The organism is Pseudomonas sp. PDM28, assembly GCF_019219115.1.
Lineage (GTDB): Bacteria > Pseudomonadota > Gammaproteobacteria > Pseudomonadales > Pseudomonadaceae > Aquipseudomonas > Aquipseudomonas laurylsulfatiphila.
This window is the reverse complement of the sequence record NZ_JAHUWG010000001.1, coordinates 584,009-602,782: the sequence shown is the minus strand read 5'-3', so window position 1 is coordinate 602,782 and position 18,774 is coordinate 584,009. Positions and strand designations below refer to the sequence as shown.

The following is an 18,774-nucleotide window of genomic DNA, read 5'->3' as shown; positions in this document are numbered from 1 at the left end:
CTCCCACATTTGATCCAGGGTGACTATTTGTCAGCGGACCACACCCTCTTCAATCAGCAACTTGAGGATCGCTTCAGCCCCCGCTTGCGCCGTCACGCCCTTGAGCACCTGCCCGCCCCCACCACTGGCCTTGGCCGTCGCGGCTTTCATGCGGTCGGCGCCGCTCTTGGCCTTGATCACTTTCAGGCGCTTGGGCCGTGGCTTGGCCGGTTGCAGGCTGGCGACCGCAAGCAGTTCATCATCGACGACTTCAACGTCCTGCGCTTGCAGCACGCCGCGTCGGGCCGGGCCATATGCGCTCTGGCGAGGCTTGGGCGCGGCGTTGTCCACCGTTGCCAGAAACGGCAGGCGCACCTTCAACCGACGACGTTGACCGCGCGGCAAGGCTTGCAGCACCAGCGCCGAACCGCCATCGATGGACTCGACCTGTGCCAGCCCCACCACCAGCGGCCAGCCCAGGCTTTCGGCCAGCAGGAAAGGCAACATGCCCGAGCCTTCACCGGTTTCCGCCTGGCTGCCGGTCAATACCACCTGAGCACCGGCATCGCGCAGATACTCGGTCAGTGCCGGCAGCGCATCGGCACCCTCGGGTTGCTCAAGCACATGCAGCTGTTCGAGGCCCATGCCCAGGTAGGCGCGCAGCGCAGGCTCGGCGACATCGCCGGCATGCAGCACCTGCAAGTTATCCCCAGCCAGCTGCAGGCCCAGTTCCACCGCCCGCGCATCCTGTTCCGCACGACGCGGCCGACCGGACGTCGGGTGGGCGCCGATGGACACCAGGCTGATGATTTTCGTGCTCATAACCCTTTCCTTCCCTTAAGCCGCATCGCGCTTGGCGTCGTTGCGGTAAGCCTCTACCGCTTCGATCAAGGCTTGAAGAATCTCCGCACTCTCGCCGATCACCGAGAGGTCGGCACGCTTGATCATGTCGCAGCCAGGGTCGAGGTTGATCGCCACCACCTTGTCGCAGGCACCGATGCCCTGCAGGTGCTGGATCGCCCCGGAAATCCCCACGGCCACATAGACCCGTGCAGTCACCCAGGTACCGGATGCACCAACCTGACGATCGCGGGCCATGAAGCCATCGTCCACCGCCACCCGGGATGCGCCTTCGGTCGCGCCAAGGGCTTCGGCGGTCCTGTGGAAAAGTCCCCAGTCCTTGACCCCGTTGCCGCCGGAGAAAATGAACTCGGCCTCGGCCATCGGAATCGCCGCCGGGTCCACCGCCACAGCGCCCAGATCTTCGATCCGCGACAGGCTGCGCGCCACGGTTGTGGATAACTCCACCGGCAATGCTTCATGTCGGGTTTCACTCACCGGCTCGGCGCACTCGGCAGCCGCCAGAATCAAGCGCGCCAGCGGACGGGCAAGGTCTTGCAGACCAGCACCGGCGCGGCCGATGCACTCCTGATCCTTGACCTGCCAGACCCGTGTGGCCGGGCGTTCGCCCAGGGCGGCGGCAAAGCGCCGACCCAGTTCCCCGCCACCGGTGCGACTGTCCGGCAACAACCAGTGGCGCGGGCTGAACTGGTTATCCACAGCCCGCAGGCCCTGGACCCGTTGCTCCGGTGCATAACCGCTGAATGCTTCGCCTTCCAACACCAGCAGGCGGTCGACGCCCGCCGTGGCGAAAGCGCTTTCCTTGTGCTCACCGAACACCACGGCCAGCACTGCGCCGTCCTTGCCGGCCAGTTGATGGGCCAGGCCCAGCAGATCGCGGTCGTGACTGCTCAAGCGGCCACCGACCATGTCCGGCACCACGCTGATGTAAAACGCCGGTGCGGCCACCTGATGCAATGGCAATTGCACTTCAACCGCGGCTGAACGTTTAGTCGTCCCGCCCTGCTGGGCGCCGCTGCGGTCGATGCGCTTGATGCCATTGGGGCCGATAAAGCCAATGCCATGGGGATTCTTGCGGATGACACCGTTAGGCCCCATCCAGCTGTGCTGCGCCGGTTGCATGGCCGCGTGCAATGGATGCAGACGATTGCGGGCGATCCATTCGGCCCGCGGGTCGCGGCGGATAATATCGCTCATCAGTGGGCCTCCGCAGGTTCGCGCTTGACGGGTGTCTTGGCGGGCGCGGCGTCGTCGAGCAACGCGTCGGCCACCAGTTCGGCGATGTCCTTGATCAGCGGCCGGGGTTCGACCACGCCTTCAAGCATCGCGGTGCACTGTGGACAACCCACGGCCACCAGTTCGGCACCGGTTTCGCGGATGTCTTCCATGCGCATGTCAGGAATGCGTTGCTTGCCCGGAATGTCGGTGATCGGCGCACCACCACCACCGCCGCAGCAGCGGGAACGGAAACCGGAACGTTGCATCTCTTTCACTTCGATCCCGAGCGCGCGCAATACCTGGCGCGGCGCCTCGTACTCGCCGTTGTAGCGGCCGAGGTAGCACGGGTCGTGGTAAGTCACGCTGTCGCCTTTGTGCTGACCGAGGTTCAGCGCGCCAGCATCGATGATTTCCGCCATGTAGGTGCTGTGGTGCTGCACCAGGTAGTTGCCGTCGAAGGCGCCATATTCGTTCTTCAGCACATGGAAACTGTGCGGATCGCAGGTGACGATGCGGTTGAAGCTGTACTTGGCCAGGGTCTGGATGTTGCGCTTGGCCAGCAATTGGAACGTTGCTTCATCGCCCAGGCGTCGGGCCACGTCACCACTGTCGCGTTCTTCAAGGCCGAGTACCGCGAAATCGATTTTCGCCGCCTTCAGCACTTTGACGAAAGCCCGCAGGGTGCGCTGGTTGCGCATGTCGAAGGCGCCGTCGCCGACCCAGAACAGCACGTCGGTGGACTTCTTTTCGCTGAGCAGGTTGAGGTTCAAGTCCGCCGCCCAGTTCATCCGCCCGCCCGGCGCAAAGCCGCCCGGGTTGTCGGTGGCGATCAGGTTTTCCAGGACTTCGGCGCCCTTGTTCGGGGTCGCGCCCTTTTCCAGGGTCAGGTGACGACGCATGTCGACGATGGCATCGACGTGCTCGATCATCATCGGGCACTCCTCGACGCAGGCGCGGCAGGTGGTGCAGGACCACAGGGTCTCGGCGTCCACCAGACCGTTGACGATCGGTTGATGCGGATTGCCAGCGTGCTCGCCAATCGCTTTGCCGGGATATGGGCTGCCAGCGAATTTTGCATCGGTGCCACCGGCCAGGCCGACGACCATGTCCTGAATCAGTTTTTTCGGGTTCAGCGGCTGGCCGGCAGCGAAGGCCGGACACGCGGCTTCGCATTTACCGCACTGCACGCAGGCGTCGAAGCCGAGCAACTGGTTCCAGGTGAAATCCTTGGGTTTTTCCACGCCCAGTGGCGCACTCAGGTCGCTAAGATCCAGCGGCTTCAAACCGGTGGAACGGCCGCCACCAAAACGTTCGGCGCGGCGATGCCAGGCCAGGTGCAAAGCGCCGGCAAAGGCGTGCTTCATCGGCCCGCCCCAGGTCATGCCGAAGAACAGTTCCGACACACCCCACAACACGCCAACCCCGAGAATCGCTGCCAACAGCCAGCCGCCGAAATTCTCCGGCAGAATGCCCGCCACCGGCAGGGTCACCAGGAAGAACGAGGCCGAGAATGCCAGCAGGCTTTTCGGCAGGCGCATCCACGGGCCTTTCGACAGGCGCGCCGGCGGATTGCGCCGACGCAGATAAACGAAGATCGCGCCGACGAACATGACCGCCGTCATCAGCAGCAGCGCATAGCCGAGGAAACGGTTATGCAGGCCGAAACCGTGCACCAGAATCGCCAGTACGATGGACGCCACCGCACCGCCGGCCGTGGCGACGTGGGTGTTGGCGATGTATTTGTCCCGCGCCACCACATGGTGCAGGTCGACCATGTAGCGCTTGGGCATGGCGAACAGTCCACCGATCAGGTCGACTTTCGAAGCCCGGCCCCGGCGCCACATGGCCACCCGCCGCAACGCGCCCAGGACACCAAGGCCCAGGGCAGCGAACAACAGGATTGGAAGAAGGGTGTTCAACATGGTGAAGCTCCCACCAGAACATCTTGGAGAAACGCGGTCAGCGGTTCCTGTGGGAGCGGGCTTGCCCGCGAAAGCGGTGGGTCGGTCGACATCAATGTCGGCAGACAGATTGCATTCGCGGGCAAGCCCGCTCCCACAGGGTCAAGTGCAGCCTTTAGAAATCCTTGCACAACCGCAGCGCGTCATAGATCGCCGCGTGCACGTTACGCTGGGCCACGCAGTCGCCGATGCGGAACAGCAGGTAGCCGTCGCCGCTCTGTTCCAGGCAAGGTTGCGGCTTGATCGCGAACAAGGCTTCGACGTCGATCTGGCCTTTGTTGCGCGAGCCCTCCTTCAGCGCGTAGTAGATTTCTTCGTCCGGACGCACGCCGTTTTCCACGACCACCTGGTCAACCACCCGCTCCTCTTTGGCGCCGGTGTATTCGTTTTCCAGTACCGCCACCAGCTTGTCGCCTTCGCGGTAGACCTTCTCCAGCATCATGTCGCCGGTCATGATCACTTCTTTCGGGTACATGCTGCGGTAGTAAGTCGGGAACGATGTACCCCCGATGGCCACGCCCGGCTTGATGTCGTCGGTAACGATCTCGACCTGGCTGCCCTTGTCGGCGATGAAGTCGGCGGTCGACATGCCGGTGAATTCGCAAATGGTGTCGTAGACCAGCACGTTCTTGCCCGGTGCAACCTTGCCGTCGAGGATGTCCCAGCTGCTGACCACCAGGCCTTCAGCCGCGCCCCAGTGTTCGTTCTGCTCGATGAATGGATGACCGCCGACAGCCAGCACCACCACGTCCGGACGCAGGTCCATAATGGTTGGCGCGTCAGCCGCGGTACCCAGGCGCAGGTCGACTTTCAACCGTGCCAGTTCCAGTTGATACCAGCGGGTGATACCGGCGATCTGGTCCCGTTGCGGGGCTTTCGAGGCGGTGGTGATCTGCCCGCCGATGAATTCCTTTTTCTCGAGCAGGGTCACGTCGTGGCCACGCTCGGCGGCCACGCGGGCGGCCTCCATCCCGGCAGGACCGGCGCCGACCACCACCACCTTGCGTTTCACGCCAGTGGTTTTTTCGATGATGTGCGGCAGGCCCATGTATTCACGAGACGTCGCGGCGTTCTGAATGCACAGCACATCCAGGCCCTGGTACTGACGGTCGATGCAGTAGTTGGCACCGACGCATTGCTTGATCTGGTCGATCTGGCCCATCTTGATCTTGGCGATCAGGTGCGGGTCGGCGATGTGCGCGCGGGTCATGCCGACCATGTCGACGTAACCGCCTTCCAGGATACGCGTGGCCTGGTTCGGGTCCTTGATGTTCTGCGCGTGCAGCACGGGGACCTTGACCACTTCCTTGATGCCGGCAGCCAGATGCAGGAACGGCTCCGGTGGATAACTCATGTTCGGAATCACGTTGGCCAGGGTGTTGTGGGTGTCGCAACCCGAACCCACGACGCCGATGAAGTCGAGCATGCCGGTATCGTCGTAATACTTGGCGATCTGCTTCATGTCTTCGTGGGACAGGCCGTCCGGGTGGAACTCGTCACCACAGATGCGCATGCCCACGCAGAAATCGTCACCGACCTCGGCGCGTACGGCTTTCAAGACTTCCAGACCGAACTTCATCCGGCCTTCGAAGGTGCCGCCCCATTCGTCGGTACGCTTGTTGACCCGCGGGCTCCAGAACTGGTCGATCATGTGCTGGTGCACCGCCGACAGTTCAACACCGTCCAGGCCACCGGCCTTGGCACGGCGAGCTGCTTGAGCGTAGTTACCGATCACCCGCCAGATTTCTTCCGGCTCGATGGTTTTGCAAGTGGCACGGTGCACCGGCTCGCGCACACCCGACGGCGACATCAGCGTCGGCCAGTTGAAGCCGTCCCAACGCGAGCGACGGCCCATGTGGGTAATCTGGATCATGATCTTGGCGCCGTGCTTATGCATGGCATCGGCCAGATTCTGGAAGTGCGGAATGATGCGGTCGGTGGACAGGTTCACCGAACTCCACCATTCCTGCGGGCTGTCGATGGCCACCACGGACGAACCGCCGCAAATCGCCAGGCCGATCCCGCCCTTGGCTTTCTCTTCGTAATACTTGACGTACCGATCGGTGGTCATGCCGCCGTCGGTGGCATAAACCTCGGCGTGCGCGGTGCTGAGCACGCGGTTACGGATGGTCAGTTTGCCGATCTGGATCGGCTGGAACATTGCTTCGAAAGCCATGGCGGGTTCCTCGACTTACAACGGCTTGACGATGAACAAGCCGTCTTCGTGGCCCTCTTCGGAGCCACCGTAGACTTGCTCGGCCACGGTGCGGATCTTGCTGCCGCGAGCGGCGAGGATCTGGTCCATCGCGCCGGCAAACCAGCCAGTGAACATGTAGTCGACCTTGCGCCCGACCTTGCCGTACACATAGACGAACGCCGAGTGTTCGAGCTTGACGCTGGCGGTGCCTTTGTCGAGGTCGATGTCCTGGATCTTGAACAGGCCCCAGCCGCGCTGCGACAGGCGCTTCATGTAGTGCTCGAACACCGCGACGCCTTCCAGGCCATGGCATTCGGCTTCTTTTTCACACCAGTGCCAGGCGGACTTGTAGCCGGCCTTGTAGAGGATTTCGGCATAGGCTTCAGCGCCCAGCACTTCCTCGATGCCCATGTGGTTGTTGACGAAGAAATGCCGTGGCACGTACAGCATCGGCAGGGCGTCGGACGTCCAGACACCGGTCTCGCTGTCGACTTCGATTGGCAATTGCGGGGCGATCTTGGCCATGGAAACTTAACTCCAGAAAAATTTTGGTGTTGCCCCCGGCGCGGGCGGCCGGGGGAAAAGATTCAGAGGTGCAGTGGCTTACTCGCCCCAGACGTCCTTGAGGACGCTTACCCAGTTTTCGCCCATGATCTTGCGCACCACTCGCTCGGAGTGACCGCGCTTGAGCAGGGTTTCGGTCAGGTTCGGGAACTCGCCCACGGTGCGGATGCCCAGCGGGTTGATGATCTTGCCGAAGCTGGTCAGGCGGCGGGCGTAGCCCTTGTCGTGGGTCAGGTATTCGAAGAAATCCTGGCCATGGCCCTGGGTGAAGTCGGTGCCGATGCCGATGGCGTCTTCGCCGACGATGTTCATCACGTACTCGATGGCTTCGGCGTAGTCGTCGATGGTCGAGTCGATACCCTTGGCGAGGAATGGCGCGAACATGGTGACGCCGACAAAGCCGCCGTGGTCGGCAATGAACTTGAGTTCTTCATCGGACTTGTTGCGCGGGTGCTCCTTTAGCCCCGACGGCAGGCAGTGGGAGTAGCAGACCGGCTTTTTCGACTCGAGGATGACTTCTTCGGAAGTCTTGGAGCCGACGTGGGACAGATCGCACATCACGCCAACGCGGTTCATCTCGGCGACGATTTCGCGACCGAAGCCCGACAGGCCGCCATCACGCTCGTAGCAACCGGTGCCCACCAGGTTCTGGGTGTTGTAGCACATCTGCACGATGCCCACGCCGAGCTGCTTGAACACCTCGACATAGCCGATCTGGTCTTCATAGGCATGGGCGTTCTGGAAGCCGAAGAGGATGCCGGTCTTGCCCTGCTCCTTGGCCTTGCGGATGTCGGCGGTGGTACGCACCGGCATCACCAGGTCGCTGTTCTCGCGGATCAGCTTCTGGCTCGCGGCAATGTTGTTGACGGTGGCCTGAAAGCCCTCCCACACCGACACGGTGCAGTTGGCTGCGGTCAAACCGCCCTTGCGCATGTCTTCGAACAGTTCACGGTTCCACTTGGCAATAATCAGCCCGTCGATAACGATGCTGTCGGCGTGCAATTCGGCTGGGCTCATCAGGCTGTCCCCTTATTAGCGATTCATGCGCCGAATCGTCTGCCGGCGCTTTGGGGCCAGCATATGCCTCGGTGCCTCGGCGACCGGGTGCAAAAACGACAGGGGGTTTGCCGAAAGCGTCAATCCGCGACAAAGGGTCGTCTCCTGGCCTATTCAGCGACCTGTTCAAGGCCCTCGGCTTGGGCCAGAATTCGCTGCATCACTGGAATAGAGCGGCGACCTGAATGAAATCCATCCTTCTGGCTTTGGCACTGATTGCGACCGGCGTACACGCAGCGCAGGAGTCCGACGACAACCCGTGCGATAAAGTCGAAAACGACGTCCAGACCCTCGAGTGCTCGGCCTTCAGCAAAACCACCGCCGAAGACCTGCTCAAGGAAAACCTCCAGGGCCTGGCCGACCGCATGCAGTCGCAATACGGCAAAAACCCGTCGCAACTGGCCGACATCACCGCCAAGCTCAAGGCTGCCCAACAGCAATGGCTGAAGACCCGGGATGCCGACTGCGCCGTCGAAGCCTTTCCGGCCACGAGTGGCAGCAAGGCGTTCACCATTGCCCAGAACGACTGCATTGCGCGGATGAGTGATGAACGGTCGGAGTTTTTGGAGTCGATTGGGCAGGAATAGTCCTGAATATTCCGGTGAAAGCTGGAACTGCGTCCAGCTTTCAACAGCACTTACCCTTCTTCCTACAACACGTTCTGACCTTGCCTACACGCATTGCCTGGAAGCCCCAATCTGTGGGCTTTTCACGCAACATGCTGACAATCGTTGTTGATTGTGCACCTGAGAAATATAAGTAAATATTCGTAAATCTTATAAAAGACTTATATTCTTCAATGAACAGCATCCACTGGACTCGAAAGGCCGTTAAGCAACTCTTGAGATTGCATTCCGCTCACCAGATTCAGGTTCGTGATGCCATCACGGCGCTGGCAGACATGCCCGATGTAGGCAACGTCAAAGCACTGGTCGGTCATGACTACGCTTATCGGCTACGTGTCGGTAATTACCGGGTTATGTTCGACTGGGATGGCGCGATCAAAGTGCTCAGTATTCAAGAGGTTAAAAAACGCGATGAACGCACCTACTGACATCCAAATCATCAACGACGCCGAAGGCAATCCAGCCTTTGTTGTCATTCCCTATGCGCAATACGTGGCACAGAAAATCGAGCCCGACTTGATCCCCCACGAGGTGGTGAGCCGCATTGTCGATGGCGCTACCCCAATCCGCGCCTGGCGCGAACACTTGAACCTTACCCAGGATGAAGTGGCCAAACGAATGGGCATATCCCAGCCGGCATTTGCCCAACAGGAAACGGTCGCCAAGCCTCGCAAAGCCACCCGCGAAAAAATCGCCGCGGCGTTTGGTATCACCGCCACTCAACTTGAGCTGTAAGCTGCACGCTTCAGCCAGTAAAGGGATTCAACATGAAAGTCTGCGGCATCGAAATCAAAGGCAGCGAAGCGATCATCGCCGTGGCCACGCAGGACGGTCTGGCGCTGAGTCATGTCGCGCTCGCCACCAAGAAAATCGCCCTGGACGATGACGACGAAGCCGCCAACGTCAAAGTGTTCGCAGCCCAGGTCGCTTCGTTTGTGCGCGAGAACTCCATCGACCGTATCGCGATCAAGAAGCGCAGCAAGAAAGGTGAATTCGCCGGTGGACCGACCACGTTCAAGATCGAAGGGGTTTTCCAGTTGCTGGAGAATTGCGAAGTGACGCTGCTGTCCCCGCAGACCATCACGGCGCAGTGCAAGAAATTCAATGTCGAGCTGCCGGAAACGCTGAACAAATATCAGCATGAGGCCTATAAGGCAGCGTGTTCGGCGTTGGTGAAGAAGTAAGCTGATTCCAAAAGATCCAACCGGCGCCAGCCCCACAGGCGCCGTCTTGCACCATCCCCCACTGGTGCTCACAAACAGACATAAACGTGTCATTTCTGATAGTTAAAAAGCTCAAGGCCAGGCGCATACATTGGAACTTTCCATAAGCGCGCGACTATCACATGGCCAACTTCCTGCCGAACAACATTCACGACGCCACCCCAACCCTGATGGCACAGGACCCGCGCCGCCAGTCGATTCGTACCGTGACCTACTACCGTGCCCACCTGGAACAAACACCTGAACCGCGATTCAATCGCCAGGCTTACAACCCGAACGGGTACCTGAGCTCTGGGTGGGACCCACGTCTGTGGGCAACGCAGGGCCCGCCTAATCTGAGCATGGTGTACGGCCTCTCCGGCGACCCCTTACTGAACAGCAGTGTTGATGCCGGCTGGAAAGCAAGACTGCCGGGGGCCAGCGGCGAGCTTCGATTCGAGTGGGATGGTCGGAACAATCAACGTCAGATCGAGTACGACAACCTGTTACGCCCGATCGCCATCTCAGAGCAAGCTGTCAACGCTGCTTCTGCTACAACTGAGCGGATGTTCTATGCCGACAGCGGCGCCGAGTACAGTCCACATAATCAGTGCGGACGCCTTATTCGCCACGACGACACGGCTGGCTGCCTGCATCTCGAGGAATACAACCTCGCGGGCACTCGGTTAAGCGAATCCCGACAGTTCATGAACGAGCTGTCCACTGTCGATTGGCCAGAGCGCCTGACTGACCGCGACAGCAAACTCGAAACCGAAGGTGAAACCACCCAATGGCGTTTCAATGCCCTGGGCAATCTGGTGAGCCAAACCGATGCTCGGGACAACCAAAGGCTATTGGGCTACGACATCGCAGGCCAGCTCAGACAGGTAGCCCTCAAACGCAGGCATCTGCCGGACAAAACGCTACTGAGCAACAGGTGCTACAACGTCAGTGGTCAGATCGAGCATGAAACTGCCGGCAATGGTGTTACGACAACCCGCCGTTATGACAGTCAAAGCGATCGCCTGTTGCAACTCACCTCAAGCCGTTCAGGCCATGCTATCCAGGACCTTGCCTACACCTACGATCCTGTCGGTAATGTCACTCGGGTCCGGGATTCGGTCGCAGCGACACGCTACTTCAGGAACCAGCGTACTGACCCCACCAACCACTATCGATATGACACGCTTTATCAACTGATAGAGGCAAGCGGACGAGAATCCGTTGCCGCGAGCCAGGGTCCCTTAACGCGCCTGTCACAATCGACAGTGACAAGCAGCTACAAACAGACATTCTCATATGATCCCGCGGGAAACCTGCAAACCCTCATCCATGAAGGCCTTCGAGGTTACACCCGTGAGATGGTGAGCGAGCCTTCAAGTAACCGAAGCCTGCCTAAACCGCAGACAGGCGAGCCGGACTTTATCAAGAGCTTCGACAGTAACGGCAACTTGCTGATCCTGTCCCCGGGCGCACAAATCATGCACTGGGACAGTCGCAATCAACTCAGCGAAGTCATTCAAGTCACCCGACACGATGAACCGAATGACGATGAACTCTATCGATATGACGGCCACGGCCAGCGACTACGCAAGGTACTCCATCGCAAGACAAAATCTGCAACCTTGAGCAGCGAAGTGCGTTATCTGCCCGGGTTGGAGATCCATTACAACGGTCGCGAAGAAGTACGGTATGTCGTGAGTGCTGATGCCGACGGTTGCAACGCGCGGGTTTTGCATTGGCACGAAGACCCGCCCGAAGGCATTGCCAACGACCAGATTCGTTACGGCCTGGGCGATCATCTTGGATCCTGCACGCTGGAACTGGACGAAGATGCCGCGTTGATAAGCCAGGAGGGTTATTACGCCTTTGGCGGCACCGCCTGGTGGCTCGCCCGAAGTGAAACCGAGGCCAGCTACAAGACACTCCGATACTCCGGAAAGGAACGGGATGCCACCGGGCTTTACTACTACGGGCTTCGTTACTACGCACCCTGGCTACAGCGCTGGATCAACCCGGATCCGGCGGGTGACATTGATGGTTTGAACCGCTTCCGGATGGTTCAGAACAATCCGTTGCGCTTCAAGGACAGCCAGGGGCTTGCACCGGTTGAGCCCATGAATGAAATGGAACAGGAAATGATCGCCGCCGGGCAGGAAATACTTTATCGGCGGGCAGATGATTTACCGAAAGAACAGAGGCGTGAATTCGAGAGCGATTTCTCGGCCATGATCGACTTCACGAATAATGCGATTTTGTCCCTCAACGAACCAAAACTATCCAAAGAGACGCGAACAAAACTGAGAAATATCTACGGTCAAAGAAAGAGCAAACAATATCTGAGAATTGCTGCGAAGGCGGCCAAAGAAAAACTTGAAAGCATCCTTTCTGGCGCATTAGAGGATTATGTTAGCGGTGATCGCTTTGTCTTCACCGCGAACAACCCAAACTACCCTCGCGAACTGGCATTTTCAGACCCGTTAGAAACAAAAGCGAATATGGTTATTTACTTTAACGTCGAGGCGCGCGAACAATCAGCGATATACAGAGCAGGGACAATCTTTCACGAACTTAGCCATGTTCATGCAGAAACCCATGACTACTGGTATTTATTTTCCGCCTCCTCTCGTGAGCATACGGAAAGGGCCAGTGATGCAATCATGAAGGACGTCATTGAGCAATCCTTACGGATTGCGGAAAACACTCCAGACCTGCCAAAAATCGGAGACAGACAAAAAAGCTCCATACAAGAACATGTACGCCTAGCACAAGAAACGTACCCAACTTCGGAGCTCCAGGCATGGAATGCCCAAATAGCAATCACCACTCACAACGCTGACAGCCTTACCGCTCTAGCCCTCCAGTTCAAGTCCCGGCAGTTGCACTAAATAACTGGCGCCTCTGTGGGAGGAGGTTGCGGCACACCGGCACCTTGCCGGCCGCCAACACTATGCCGATCCTCCCGCGGGCACCGCTCATATTTCGCCCGATAACTGCGGGTGAAGTACGACGGCGATTCAAACCCGCAGGCAATGCTCACCTCCAGCACGCTCATGTCGGTCTGCCGCAGCAACTGCCGCGCTTTTTCCAAGCGTAACCGCAGATAGAAATTGCTCGGCGTGTCGTTCAGGTGCAACCGAAACAACCGCTCCAACTGCCGTCGCGTCACCTTGATCGATTCCGCCAGTTCCAGCGTGCTCAGGGGCGGTTCGCTGTGCTGCTCCATCTCACCGATCACCTGCACCAGCTTCTTGTTACTGATGCCGTAGCGCGTGGCGACTTCCATGCGTTGGTGGTCTTTGCGCGGGCGGATGCGGCCGAGCACGAATTGTTCGCTGACCTGGATCGCCAGTTCCGGGCCATGGGCCTGGGCGATCAAATCCAGCATCAGATCAATGGAAGCGGTGCCACCCGCGGAGGTGATGCGCCGGCGGTCGATCTCGAACAATTCCTGGGTGACGCTGAGCTGTGGATATGACTCCTTGAAGGCGTCGATGGCTTCCCAGTGCAGGGTCAGGCGATGGCCGTCGAGCAGGCCTGCCTCGGCGAGGATGAAGCTGCCGGTGTCGATGGCGCCGAGGGTCACGCCTTCGTTGTCCAGTCGGCGCAACCAATGCTCAAGTGCCGGGGTGGCGAATTTCAGCGGTTCGAAGCCGGCGACCACCAACAAGGTCGCGCCCTTCTTCAGCAGCTCCAGCGCCGCATCGGCGTTGACCGACATACCGTTACTGGCCAGCACCGCCCCCCCGTCCGCGCTCAACACATGCCAGCGATAAAGCTCGCCACGAAAGCGATTGGCGACCCGCAACGGCTCGATGGCCGAGATGAATCCGATGGCCGAGAAACCCGGCATCAACAAGAAGTAGTAATCCTGGGACATGGAGCGCACTCGCTTAGCAGGTAACAAGAGGCCGGGTAACGAGAGGGCGGGTAGCGTGAGGATGTTGATACGCCAGTTGCAAGCGGCTTTCAAGCGCACAGGTCGCTGCAGTGCAAGAGCTGGTCGCCGCAGTGCGCTTTCATCGGTGCTTTGCTGCGTAACTTGGCATCACCGGCGCATCAGACACCGGAACTCACAATAAACGAACTGCCGAGGAACCTGAGAATGAAACGACTGATCAGCAGCTGTGTTCTTGCACTCAGTGGTACCGCGTTACTGAGCGCCAGTGTTATGGCCGCCGAACCCGCCGCATGCCAGAACGTGCGCATGGGTGTAGTGAACTGGACCGACGTGATCGCCACCAGTGCCATGACCCAGGTATTGCTCGATGGCCTCGGCTACAGCACCAAACAAACCAGCGCCTCCCAGCAAATCATCTTCGCCGGGATCCGCGACCAGCGTCTGGACCTGTTCCTCGGCTACTGGAACCCGCTGATGACCCAGACCATCACCCCATTCGTCGATGCCAAACAGGTCAAGGTGCTTGAAGCGCCAAGCCTGCAAGACGCTCGCGCGACCCTCGCCGTGCCGACCTACCTCGCCGACAAGGGACTGAAAACCTTCGCTGACATCGCCAAATTCGAAAAAGAACTGGGCGGCAAGATCTACGGCATCGAGCCTGGCTCGGGCGCCAACACCCAGATCAAGGCGATGATCTCCAAGAACCAGTTCGGCCTCGGCAAGTTCCAGCTGGTCGAATCCAGCGAAGCTGGCATGCTCGCGGCGGTGGATCGCGCCGTGCGTCGCAACGAAGCCGTGGTGTTCTTCGGCTGGGCGCCGCACCCGATGAACGTCAACGTGAAAATGACCTACCTCACCGGCAGCGAAGACGCCCTCGGTCCGAACGAAGGCAAGGCCACCGTGTGGACCGTCACCGCGCCGACCTACGCCGAGCAATGCCCGAACATCGGTCGCTTGCTGAGCAACCTGACGTTCACCGCCGAAGACGAGAGCCGGATGATGCAACCACTGCTGGATCACAAGGACGCTCTCGAGTCGGCCAAACAATGGCTCAAGGATCACCCGCAGGACAAAAAACGCTGGCTTGAAGGCGTCACCACCTTCGATGGCAAACCGGCCGCTGAAAACCTGCAACTGACCAGTAAATAAACCCGAACCCACCACCGTCTCTCAGCCCCAAGGGGCTGCGAACGGGACCAGCACGCCTGGCCAAAACCAAAAACTCGCCTGTAAGGAACCGCCCAATGAACCACGACGTCATCATCACCTGCGCACTCACCGGTGCTGGCGACACGACCAGCAAGAGCCCACACGTGCCGGTCACCCCAAAACAGATCGCGGCTGCCGCCGTGGAGGCCGCCAAGGCCGGTGCCACCGTGGTTCACTGCCATGTTCGCGACCCGCAAACCGGCAAGTTCAGCCGTGATGTGGCGCTGTATCGCGAGGTGATGGAGCGTATCCGCGAGGCGGACGTGGACATCATCGTCAACCTCACTGCCGGCATGGGCGGCGACCTGGAAATCGGTGCCGGCGAAAGTCCGATGGAATTCGGCCCGAACACCGATCTGGTCGGCCCGCTGACCCGCCTGGCCCACGTCGAAGAACTGCTGCCGGAAATCTGCACCCTCGATTGCGGCACCCTGAACTTCGGTGACGGCGACACCATCTACGTCTCCACCCCGGCCCAGCTGCGCGCTGGCGCCAAACGCATTCAAGAGCTGGGCGTGAAGGCCGAGCTGGAAATTTTCGACACCGGTCACCTGTGGTTCGCCAAGCAGATGATCAAGGAAGGCTTGCTCGACAACCCGTTGTTCCAGCTGTGCCTGGGCATCCCGTGGGGCGCGCCGGCGGACACCACCACCATGAAGGCCATGGTCGACAACCTGCCCGCCGACGCGGTCTGGGCCGGCTTCGGTATCGGTCGCATGCAGATGCCGATGGCGGCGCAAGCGGTGTTGCTCGGCGGCAACGTGCGGGTCGGGCTGGAAGACAACCTGTGGCTGGACAAGGGCGTGCTGGCGACCAACGGCCAACTGGTCGAACGCGCCACGGAAATCCTCAGCCGCCTCGGCGCCCGCGTCCTCACTCCCGCTGAAGGCCGCAAGAAAATGGGCCTGACCCAGCGCGGTTAATAGAACTTACACCCAACCCTGTGGGAGCGGGCTTGCCCGCGAAAGCGGTGATTCTACCGCTGAAGATCCGTCGGATGTACCGGCCTCTTCGCGGGCAAGCCCGCTCCCACAGGGTTTTTTGAACTCTTTAGGACGTGACCATGAGCTTCATCACCGAAATCAAAACCTTCGCCGCCCTGGGCAGCGGTGTCATCGGCAGCGGCTGGGTGTCCCGCGCCCTCGCCCATGGCCTGGATGTAGTGGCCTGGGACCCGGCACCAGGCGCTGAAGCAGCCCTGCGCAAACGCGTCGCCAACGCCTGGGGCGCACTGGAGAAACAAGGCCTGGCGCCGGGTGCATCGCAGGACCGCCTGCGCTTTGTCGCGACCATCGAAGAATGCGTTCGCGACGCTGACTTCATCCAGGAAAGTGCCCCGGAACGCCTTGAGCTGAAACTGGAACTGCACAGCAAAATCAGCGCGGCAGCCAAGCCCAATGCGTTGATCGGCTCCAGCACCTCCGGCCTGTTGCCGAGCGAGTTCTACGAGAGCGCCACGCACCCGGAGCGCTGCGTGGTCGGTCACCCGTTCAACCCGGTTTACCTGCTGCCGCTGGTCGAAGTGGTCGGCGGTAAAAACACCGCGCCCGAGGCCGTGCAAGCGGCGATGAAAGTCTATGAGTCCCTGGGGATGCGCCCGTTGCACGTGCGCAAGGAAGTGCCGGGGTTCATCGCCGACCGCCTGCTCGAAGCGCTGTGGCGTGAGGCGCTGCACCTGGTCAACGACGGCGTGGCGACTACCGGTGAAATCGACGATGCGATCCGTTTCGGCGCAGGCTTGCGCTGGTCGTTCATGGGCACCTTCCTGACCTACACCCTGGCCGGTGGTGATGCCGGTATGCGTCACTTCATGGCGCAGTTCGGTCCGGCGTTGCAGTTGCCGTGGACCTACCTGCCGGCGCCGGAACTGACCGACAAACTGATCGACGATGTGGTCGACGGCACCAGCGATCAACTGGGCAAACACAGCATTTCGGCACTGGAGCGCTATCGTGATGACTGCCTGCTGGCAGTGCTGGAGGCGGTGAAGACCACCAAAGAGAAACATGGGATGGCCTTCAGCGAGTAAGCCCAGGCTGTGGGGCCAGCAGCACTGGCCCCATCGCGAGCAAGCTCGCTCCCACAGGGGATCTGCTGAGTGACATAGATTGTATTCACACTGCAAATCACTGTGGGAGCGAGCTTGCTCGCGATAGCGGCAGTCCAGTCACCACACAAATTGGATCAGAAACCATGCCCACCCTCACCACCTACCAAACCACCATTATCCCCGACTGGGTCGACTACAACGGCCACCTGCGCGACGCCTTCTACCTGCTGATTTTCAGCTACGCCACCGATGCCCTGATGGATCGCCTGGGCCTGGACAGCGACAGCCGGGAAGCCAGCGGCAACTCGTTGTTCACTCTCGAACTGCACCTCAACTACCTGCACGAAGTGAAGCTCGACGCCCAAGTCGAAGTGCACACCCAGATCATTGCCCACGATAGCAAACGCCTGCACCTCTATCACAGCCTGCATCGGGTCGGTGATGCCCAGGAGCTTGCAGGCAACGAACAGATGCTGCTGCACGTGGATCTCGCCGGACCGCGCTCGGCCCCGTTCAGCGAACAATCCTTGAATCGGCTGCAAGCCATCGTCGCCGAACAGGCGGACCTGCCAACGCCCGGGTACATTGGCCGAGTGATCGCATTACCCCCAAAAAAATAACAAGGAGATCGCCATGAACACCGCCGCTGCATTTGCCGACTTTCGTACCTATCCGTTGATCAGCGCACTGACTGGCGTGCAGACACTGGCGGACCGGATTCTGGTGAAGTGGGCCGACGATCGCGTCAGCCCTTTCCACCATCAATGGCTGCGGGATAACTGCCCGTGCCCGCAGTGCGTCTACACCGTGACCCGCGAGCAAGTGCTGGAAATCGTCGATGTGGCTCAAGACCTGATGCCTGATGCCGTACACATCGACACCGATGGTTGCCTGTCGGTGGATTGGCAGGATGGCCACGCCAGCCGCTTCGATCCCGGCTGGCTGCGCGCCCACGCCTATGACGATGAATCCCGCGCCGAACGCCTGGCACGCAAGCCCAAAGCCAGGCTCTGGCACAGCGATTTGCAGTTGCCGGTGTTCGAATATCAAGCCCTGATGAACGACCCGCAGGCGTTGCTGCAATGGTTGCTGGCGGTTCGTGATGTCGGCCTGACCCAGGTTCGTGGCGTGCCCACCGAGCCCGGTTCCCTGAAGCTGATCGCGCAACGGATTTCCTTCATCCGCGAAAGCAATTTCGGCGTGCTGTTCAACGTGCAATCAAAGGCCGATGCCGACAGCAACGCCTACACCGCCTTCAACCTGCCGCTGCACAGCGATTTGCCGACCCGGGAGTTGCAACCGGGGCTGCAATTTTTACATTGCCTGGTCAATGACGCCGAGGGCGGCGAAAGCATTTTTGTCGACGGTTTTGCCATCGCCGATGCGCTGCGTCGCGAAGACCCGGAGTCATTCAAAAGCCTTTGCGAAATCCCCGTGGAGTTTCGCAACAAGGACCGCCACAGCGACTACCGCTGCCTCGCGCCGATCATCGCCCTGGATACGTTGGGGCAGGTATCGGAAATCCGCATGGCGAACTTTCTGCGCGGGCCGTTCGACACCTCGGTGGAACAGATGCCCAAGCTCTATCACGCCTACGGGCGCTTTATCGCGATGACGCGCGAACCCCGGTTCCGCCTGATGCAGCGGCTCAATCCCGGTGAGCTGTGGTGCTTCGACAACCGCCGCACCTTGCACGCCCGCAACGCCTTCGACCCCGCCACCGGGGCGCGGCATTTCCAGGGTTGCTATGTCGACCGGGATGAGTTGTTGTCGCGGATTCTGGTGTTGCAACGCTAGACCGCGTCATCGTTCATCGCGGGCAAGCCACGCTCCCACAGGATCGAGGTCACCACAGGTTTGGTGAGCGACGCCCAAACCTGTGGGAGCGTGGCTTGCCCGCGATGGCGTCAGTACCGGCACCTCATATGTCCCTGATTCACAGACAAAAAA

The 18,774-nt window shown here is 60.2% G+C and carries 17 protein-coding genes; 10 read left to right on the top strand and 7 right to left on the bottom strand.

The features are described from left to right. Positions 1 to 30: 30 nt before the first annotated feature. The 6 genes from KW841_RS02790 to KW841_RS02765 form a co-directional block, all read right to left on the bottom strand. Complete coding sequence (locus tag KW841_RS02790) at positions 31 to 801, bottom strand: electron transfer flavoprotein subunit beta (RefSeq protein WP_218473380.1); 771 nt, start codon at positions 799 to 801, stop codon at positions 31 to 33. A 15-nt stretch (positions 802 to 816) separates the two neighbouring features. Continuing rightward, on the bottom strand, positions 817 to 2,037 hold the full coding sequence (locus tag KW841_RS02785; RefSeq protein WP_095964139.1) for an electron transfer flavoprotein subunit alpha/FixB family protein: 1,221 nt from the start codon (positions 2,035 to 2,037) through the stop codon (positions 817 to 819). Then, positions 2,037 to 3,980 (bottom strand): dimethylglycine demethylation protein DgcB, encoded by a 1,944-nt coding sequence (gene dgcB, locus KW841_RS02780; protein ID WP_104450070.1) that lies wholly within the window; start codon positions 3,978 to 3,980, stop codon positions 2,037 to 2,039. Before dgcB ends, KW841_RS02785 begins: the two co-directional genes overlap by 1 nt. Positions 3,981 to 4,134: 154 nt before the next feature. Next, positions 4,135 to 6,195: a dimethylglycine demethylation protein DgcA gene (gene dgcA, locus KW841_RS02775; RefSeq protein WP_218473376.1), complete on the bottom strand. Its 2,061-nt coding sequence runs from the start codon at positions 6,193 to 6,195 to the stop codon at positions 4,135 to 4,137. A 15-nt stretch (positions 6,196 to 6,210) separates the two neighbouring features. After that, positions 6,211 to 6,741, bottom strand: coding sequence for a DUF5943 domain-containing protein (locus tag KW841_RS02770; protein ID WP_007975505.1), 531 nt, complete (start codon positions 6,739 to 6,741; stop codon positions 6,211 to 6,213). 78 nt (positions 6,742 to 6,819) lie between these two features. Next, positions 6,820 to 7,797 carry a dipeptidase gene (locus tag KW841_RS02765; protein ID WP_007975504.1) on the bottom strand — a complete coding sequence of 326 codons (978 nt, stop codon included), beginning with the start codon at positions 7,795 to 7,797 and terminating at the stop codon, positions 6,820 to 6,822. Between the two features lie 224 nt (positions 7,798 to 8,021). Between KW841_RS02765 and KW841_RS02760 the strand changes: the two genes are divergently transcribed. The 5 genes from KW841_RS02760 to KW841_RS02740 all read left to right on the top strand — a co-directional run bounded on the left by KW841_RS02760 (position 8,022) and on the right by KW841_RS02740 (position 12,552). Then, positions 8,022 to 8,423, top strand: a complete 402-nt coding sequence (locus KW841_RS02760; RefSeq protein WP_218473374.1) for a lysozyme inhibitor LprI family protein — start codon at positions 8,022 to 8,024, stop codon at positions 8,421 to 8,423. Positions 8,424 to 8,635: 212 nt separating this feature from the next. Beyond that, entirely contained in the window at positions 8,636 to 8,890 is a 255-nt protein-coding gene (locus tag KW841_RS02755; protein WP_218473372.1) for a type II toxin-antitoxin system RelE/ParE family toxin, read from the top strand. After that, positions 8,874 to 9,197 carry a helix-turn-helix domain-containing protein gene (locus tag KW841_RS02750; RefSeq protein WP_007975501.1) on the top strand — a complete coding sequence of 108 codons (324 nt, stop codon included), beginning with the start codon at positions 8,874 to 8,876 and terminating at the stop codon, positions 9,195 to 9,197. The genes KW841_RS02755 and KW841_RS02750 overlap by 17 nt, the downstream gene beginning before the upstream one ends. Before the next feature lie 32 nt (positions 9,198 to 9,229). Then, positions 9,230 to 9,646: a DUF3010 family protein gene (locus KW841_RS02745; RefSeq protein WP_218473371.1), complete on the top strand. Its 417-nt coding sequence runs from the start codon at positions 9,230 to 9,232 to the stop codon at positions 9,644 to 9,646. Positions 9,647 to 9,807: 161 nt separating this feature from the next. After that, positions 9,808 to 12,552, top strand: coding sequence for an RHS repeat domain-containing protein (locus tag KW841_RS02740; RefSeq protein ID WP_218473370.1), 2,745 nt, complete (start codon positions 9,808 to 9,810; stop codon positions 12,550 to 12,552). Here the strand turns inward: KW841_RS02740 and KW841_RS02735 are convergent. Further along, a complete protein-coding gene (locus KW841_RS02735; protein ID WP_218473369.1) occupies positions 12,549 to 13,544 on the bottom strand; it encodes a GlxA family transcriptional regulator in 996 nt (331 codons plus the stop codon). The genes KW841_RS02740 and KW841_RS02735 overlap by 4 nt on opposite strands. A 225-nt stretch (positions 13,545 to 13,769) precedes the next feature. Here KW841_RS02735 and KW841_RS02730 point away from each other — a divergent pair, with 225 nt between their 5' ends. The 5 genes from KW841_RS02730 (at position 13,770) to KW841_RS02710 (ending at position 18,621) form a co-directional block, all read left to right on the top strand. After that, a complete protein-coding gene (locus KW841_RS02730) occupies positions 13,770 to 14,714 on the top strand; it encodes a choline ABC transporter substrate-binding protein (RefSeq protein WP_218473368.1) in 945 nt (314 codons plus the stop codon). Positions 14,715 to 14,809: 95 nt separating this feature from the next. Then, complete coding sequence (locus tag KW841_RS02725) at positions 14,810 to 15,697, top strand: 3-keto-5-aminohexanoate cleavage protein (RefSeq protein ID WP_218473367.1); 888 nt, start codon at positions 14,810 to 14,812, stop codon at positions 15,695 to 15,697. A 140-nt stretch (positions 15,698 to 15,837) separates the two neighbouring features. After that, the gene (locus tag KW841_RS02720) at positions 15,838 to 16,803 is read left to right on the top strand and encodes an L-carnitine dehydrogenase (protein ID WP_007975496.1); all 966 of its coding nucleotides are present in this window, start codon (positions 15,838 to 15,840) and stop codon (positions 16,801 to 16,803) included. 164 nt (positions 16,804 to 16,967) lie between these two features. Beyond that, a complete protein-coding gene (locus KW841_RS02715; RefSeq protein WP_007975495.1) occupies positions 16,968 to 17,444 on the top strand; it encodes a thioesterase family protein in 477 nt (158 codons plus the stop codon). A gap of 13 nt (positions 17,445 to 17,457) precedes the next feature. Next, complete coding sequence (locus tag KW841_RS02710; RefSeq protein ID WP_218473366.1) at positions 17,458 to 18,621, top strand: gamma-butyrobetaine dioxygenase; 1,164 nt, start codon at positions 17,458 to 17,460, stop codon at positions 18,619 to 18,621. Positions 18,622 to 18,774 lie beyond the last annotated feature (153 nt).

Coding starts and splice junctions, on each gene's coding strand:
- KW841_RS02790 (WP_218473380.1), bottom strand. CDS start 801: ATGAGCACGAAAATCATCAGCCTGGTGTCCATCGGCGCCCACCCGACG.
- KW841_RS02785 (WP_095964139.1), bottom strand. CDS start 2,037: ATGAGCGATATTATCCGCCGCGACCCGCGGGCCGAATGGATCGCCCGC.
- dgcB (WP_104450070.1), bottom strand. CDS start 3,980: ATGTTGAACACCCTTCTTCCAATCCTGTTGTTCGCTGCCCTGGGCCTT.
- dgcA (WP_218473376.1), bottom strand. CDS start 6,195: ATGGCTTTCGAAGCAATGTTCCAGCCGATCCAGATCGGCAAACTGACC.
- KW841_RS02770 (WP_007975505.1), bottom strand. CDS start 6,741: ATGGCCAAGATCGCCCCGCAATTGCCAATCGAAGTCGACAGCGAGACC.
- KW841_RS02765 (WP_007975504.1), bottom strand. CDS start 7,797: ATGAGCCCAGCCGAATTGCACGCCGACAGCATCGTTATCGACGGGCTG.
- KW841_RS02760 (WP_218473374.1), top strand. CDS start 8,022: ATGAAATCCATCCTTCTGGCTTTGGCACTGATTGCGACCGGCGTACAC.
- KW841_RS02755 (WP_218473372.1), top strand. CDS start 8,636: ATGAACAGCATCCACTGGACTCGAAAGGCCGTTAAGCAACTCTTGAGA.
- KW841_RS02750 (WP_007975501.1), top strand. CDS start 8,874: ATGAACGCACCTACTGACATCCAAATCATCAACGACGCCGAAGGCAAT.
- KW841_RS02745 (WP_218473371.1), top strand. CDS start 9,230: ATGAAAGTCTGCGGCATCGAAATCAAAGGCAGCGAAGCGATCATCGCC.
- KW841_RS02740 (WP_218473370.1), top strand. CDS start 9,808: ATGGCCAACTTCCTGCCGAACAACATTCACGACGCCACCCCAACCCTG.
- KW841_RS02735 (WP_218473369.1), bottom strand. CDS start 13,544: ATGTCCCAGGATTACTACTTCTTGTTGATGCCGGGTTTCTCGGCCATC.
- KW841_RS02730 (WP_218473368.1), top strand. CDS start 13,770: ATGAAACGACTGATCAGCAGCTGTGTTCTTGCACTCAGTGGTACCGCG.
- KW841_RS02725 (WP_218473367.1), top strand. CDS start 14,810: ATGAACCACGACGTCATCATCACCTGCGCACTCACCGGTGCTGGCGAC.
- KW841_RS02720 (WP_007975496.1), top strand. CDS start 15,838: ATGAGCTTCATCACCGAAATCAAAACCTTCGCCGCCCTGGGCAGCGGT.
- KW841_RS02715 (WP_007975495.1), top strand. CDS start 16,968: ATGCCCACCCTCACCACCTACCAAACCACCATTATCCCCGACTGGGTC.
- KW841_RS02710 (WP_218473366.1), top strand. CDS start 17,458: ATGAACACCGCCGCTGCATTTGCCGACTTTCGTACCTATCCGTTGATC.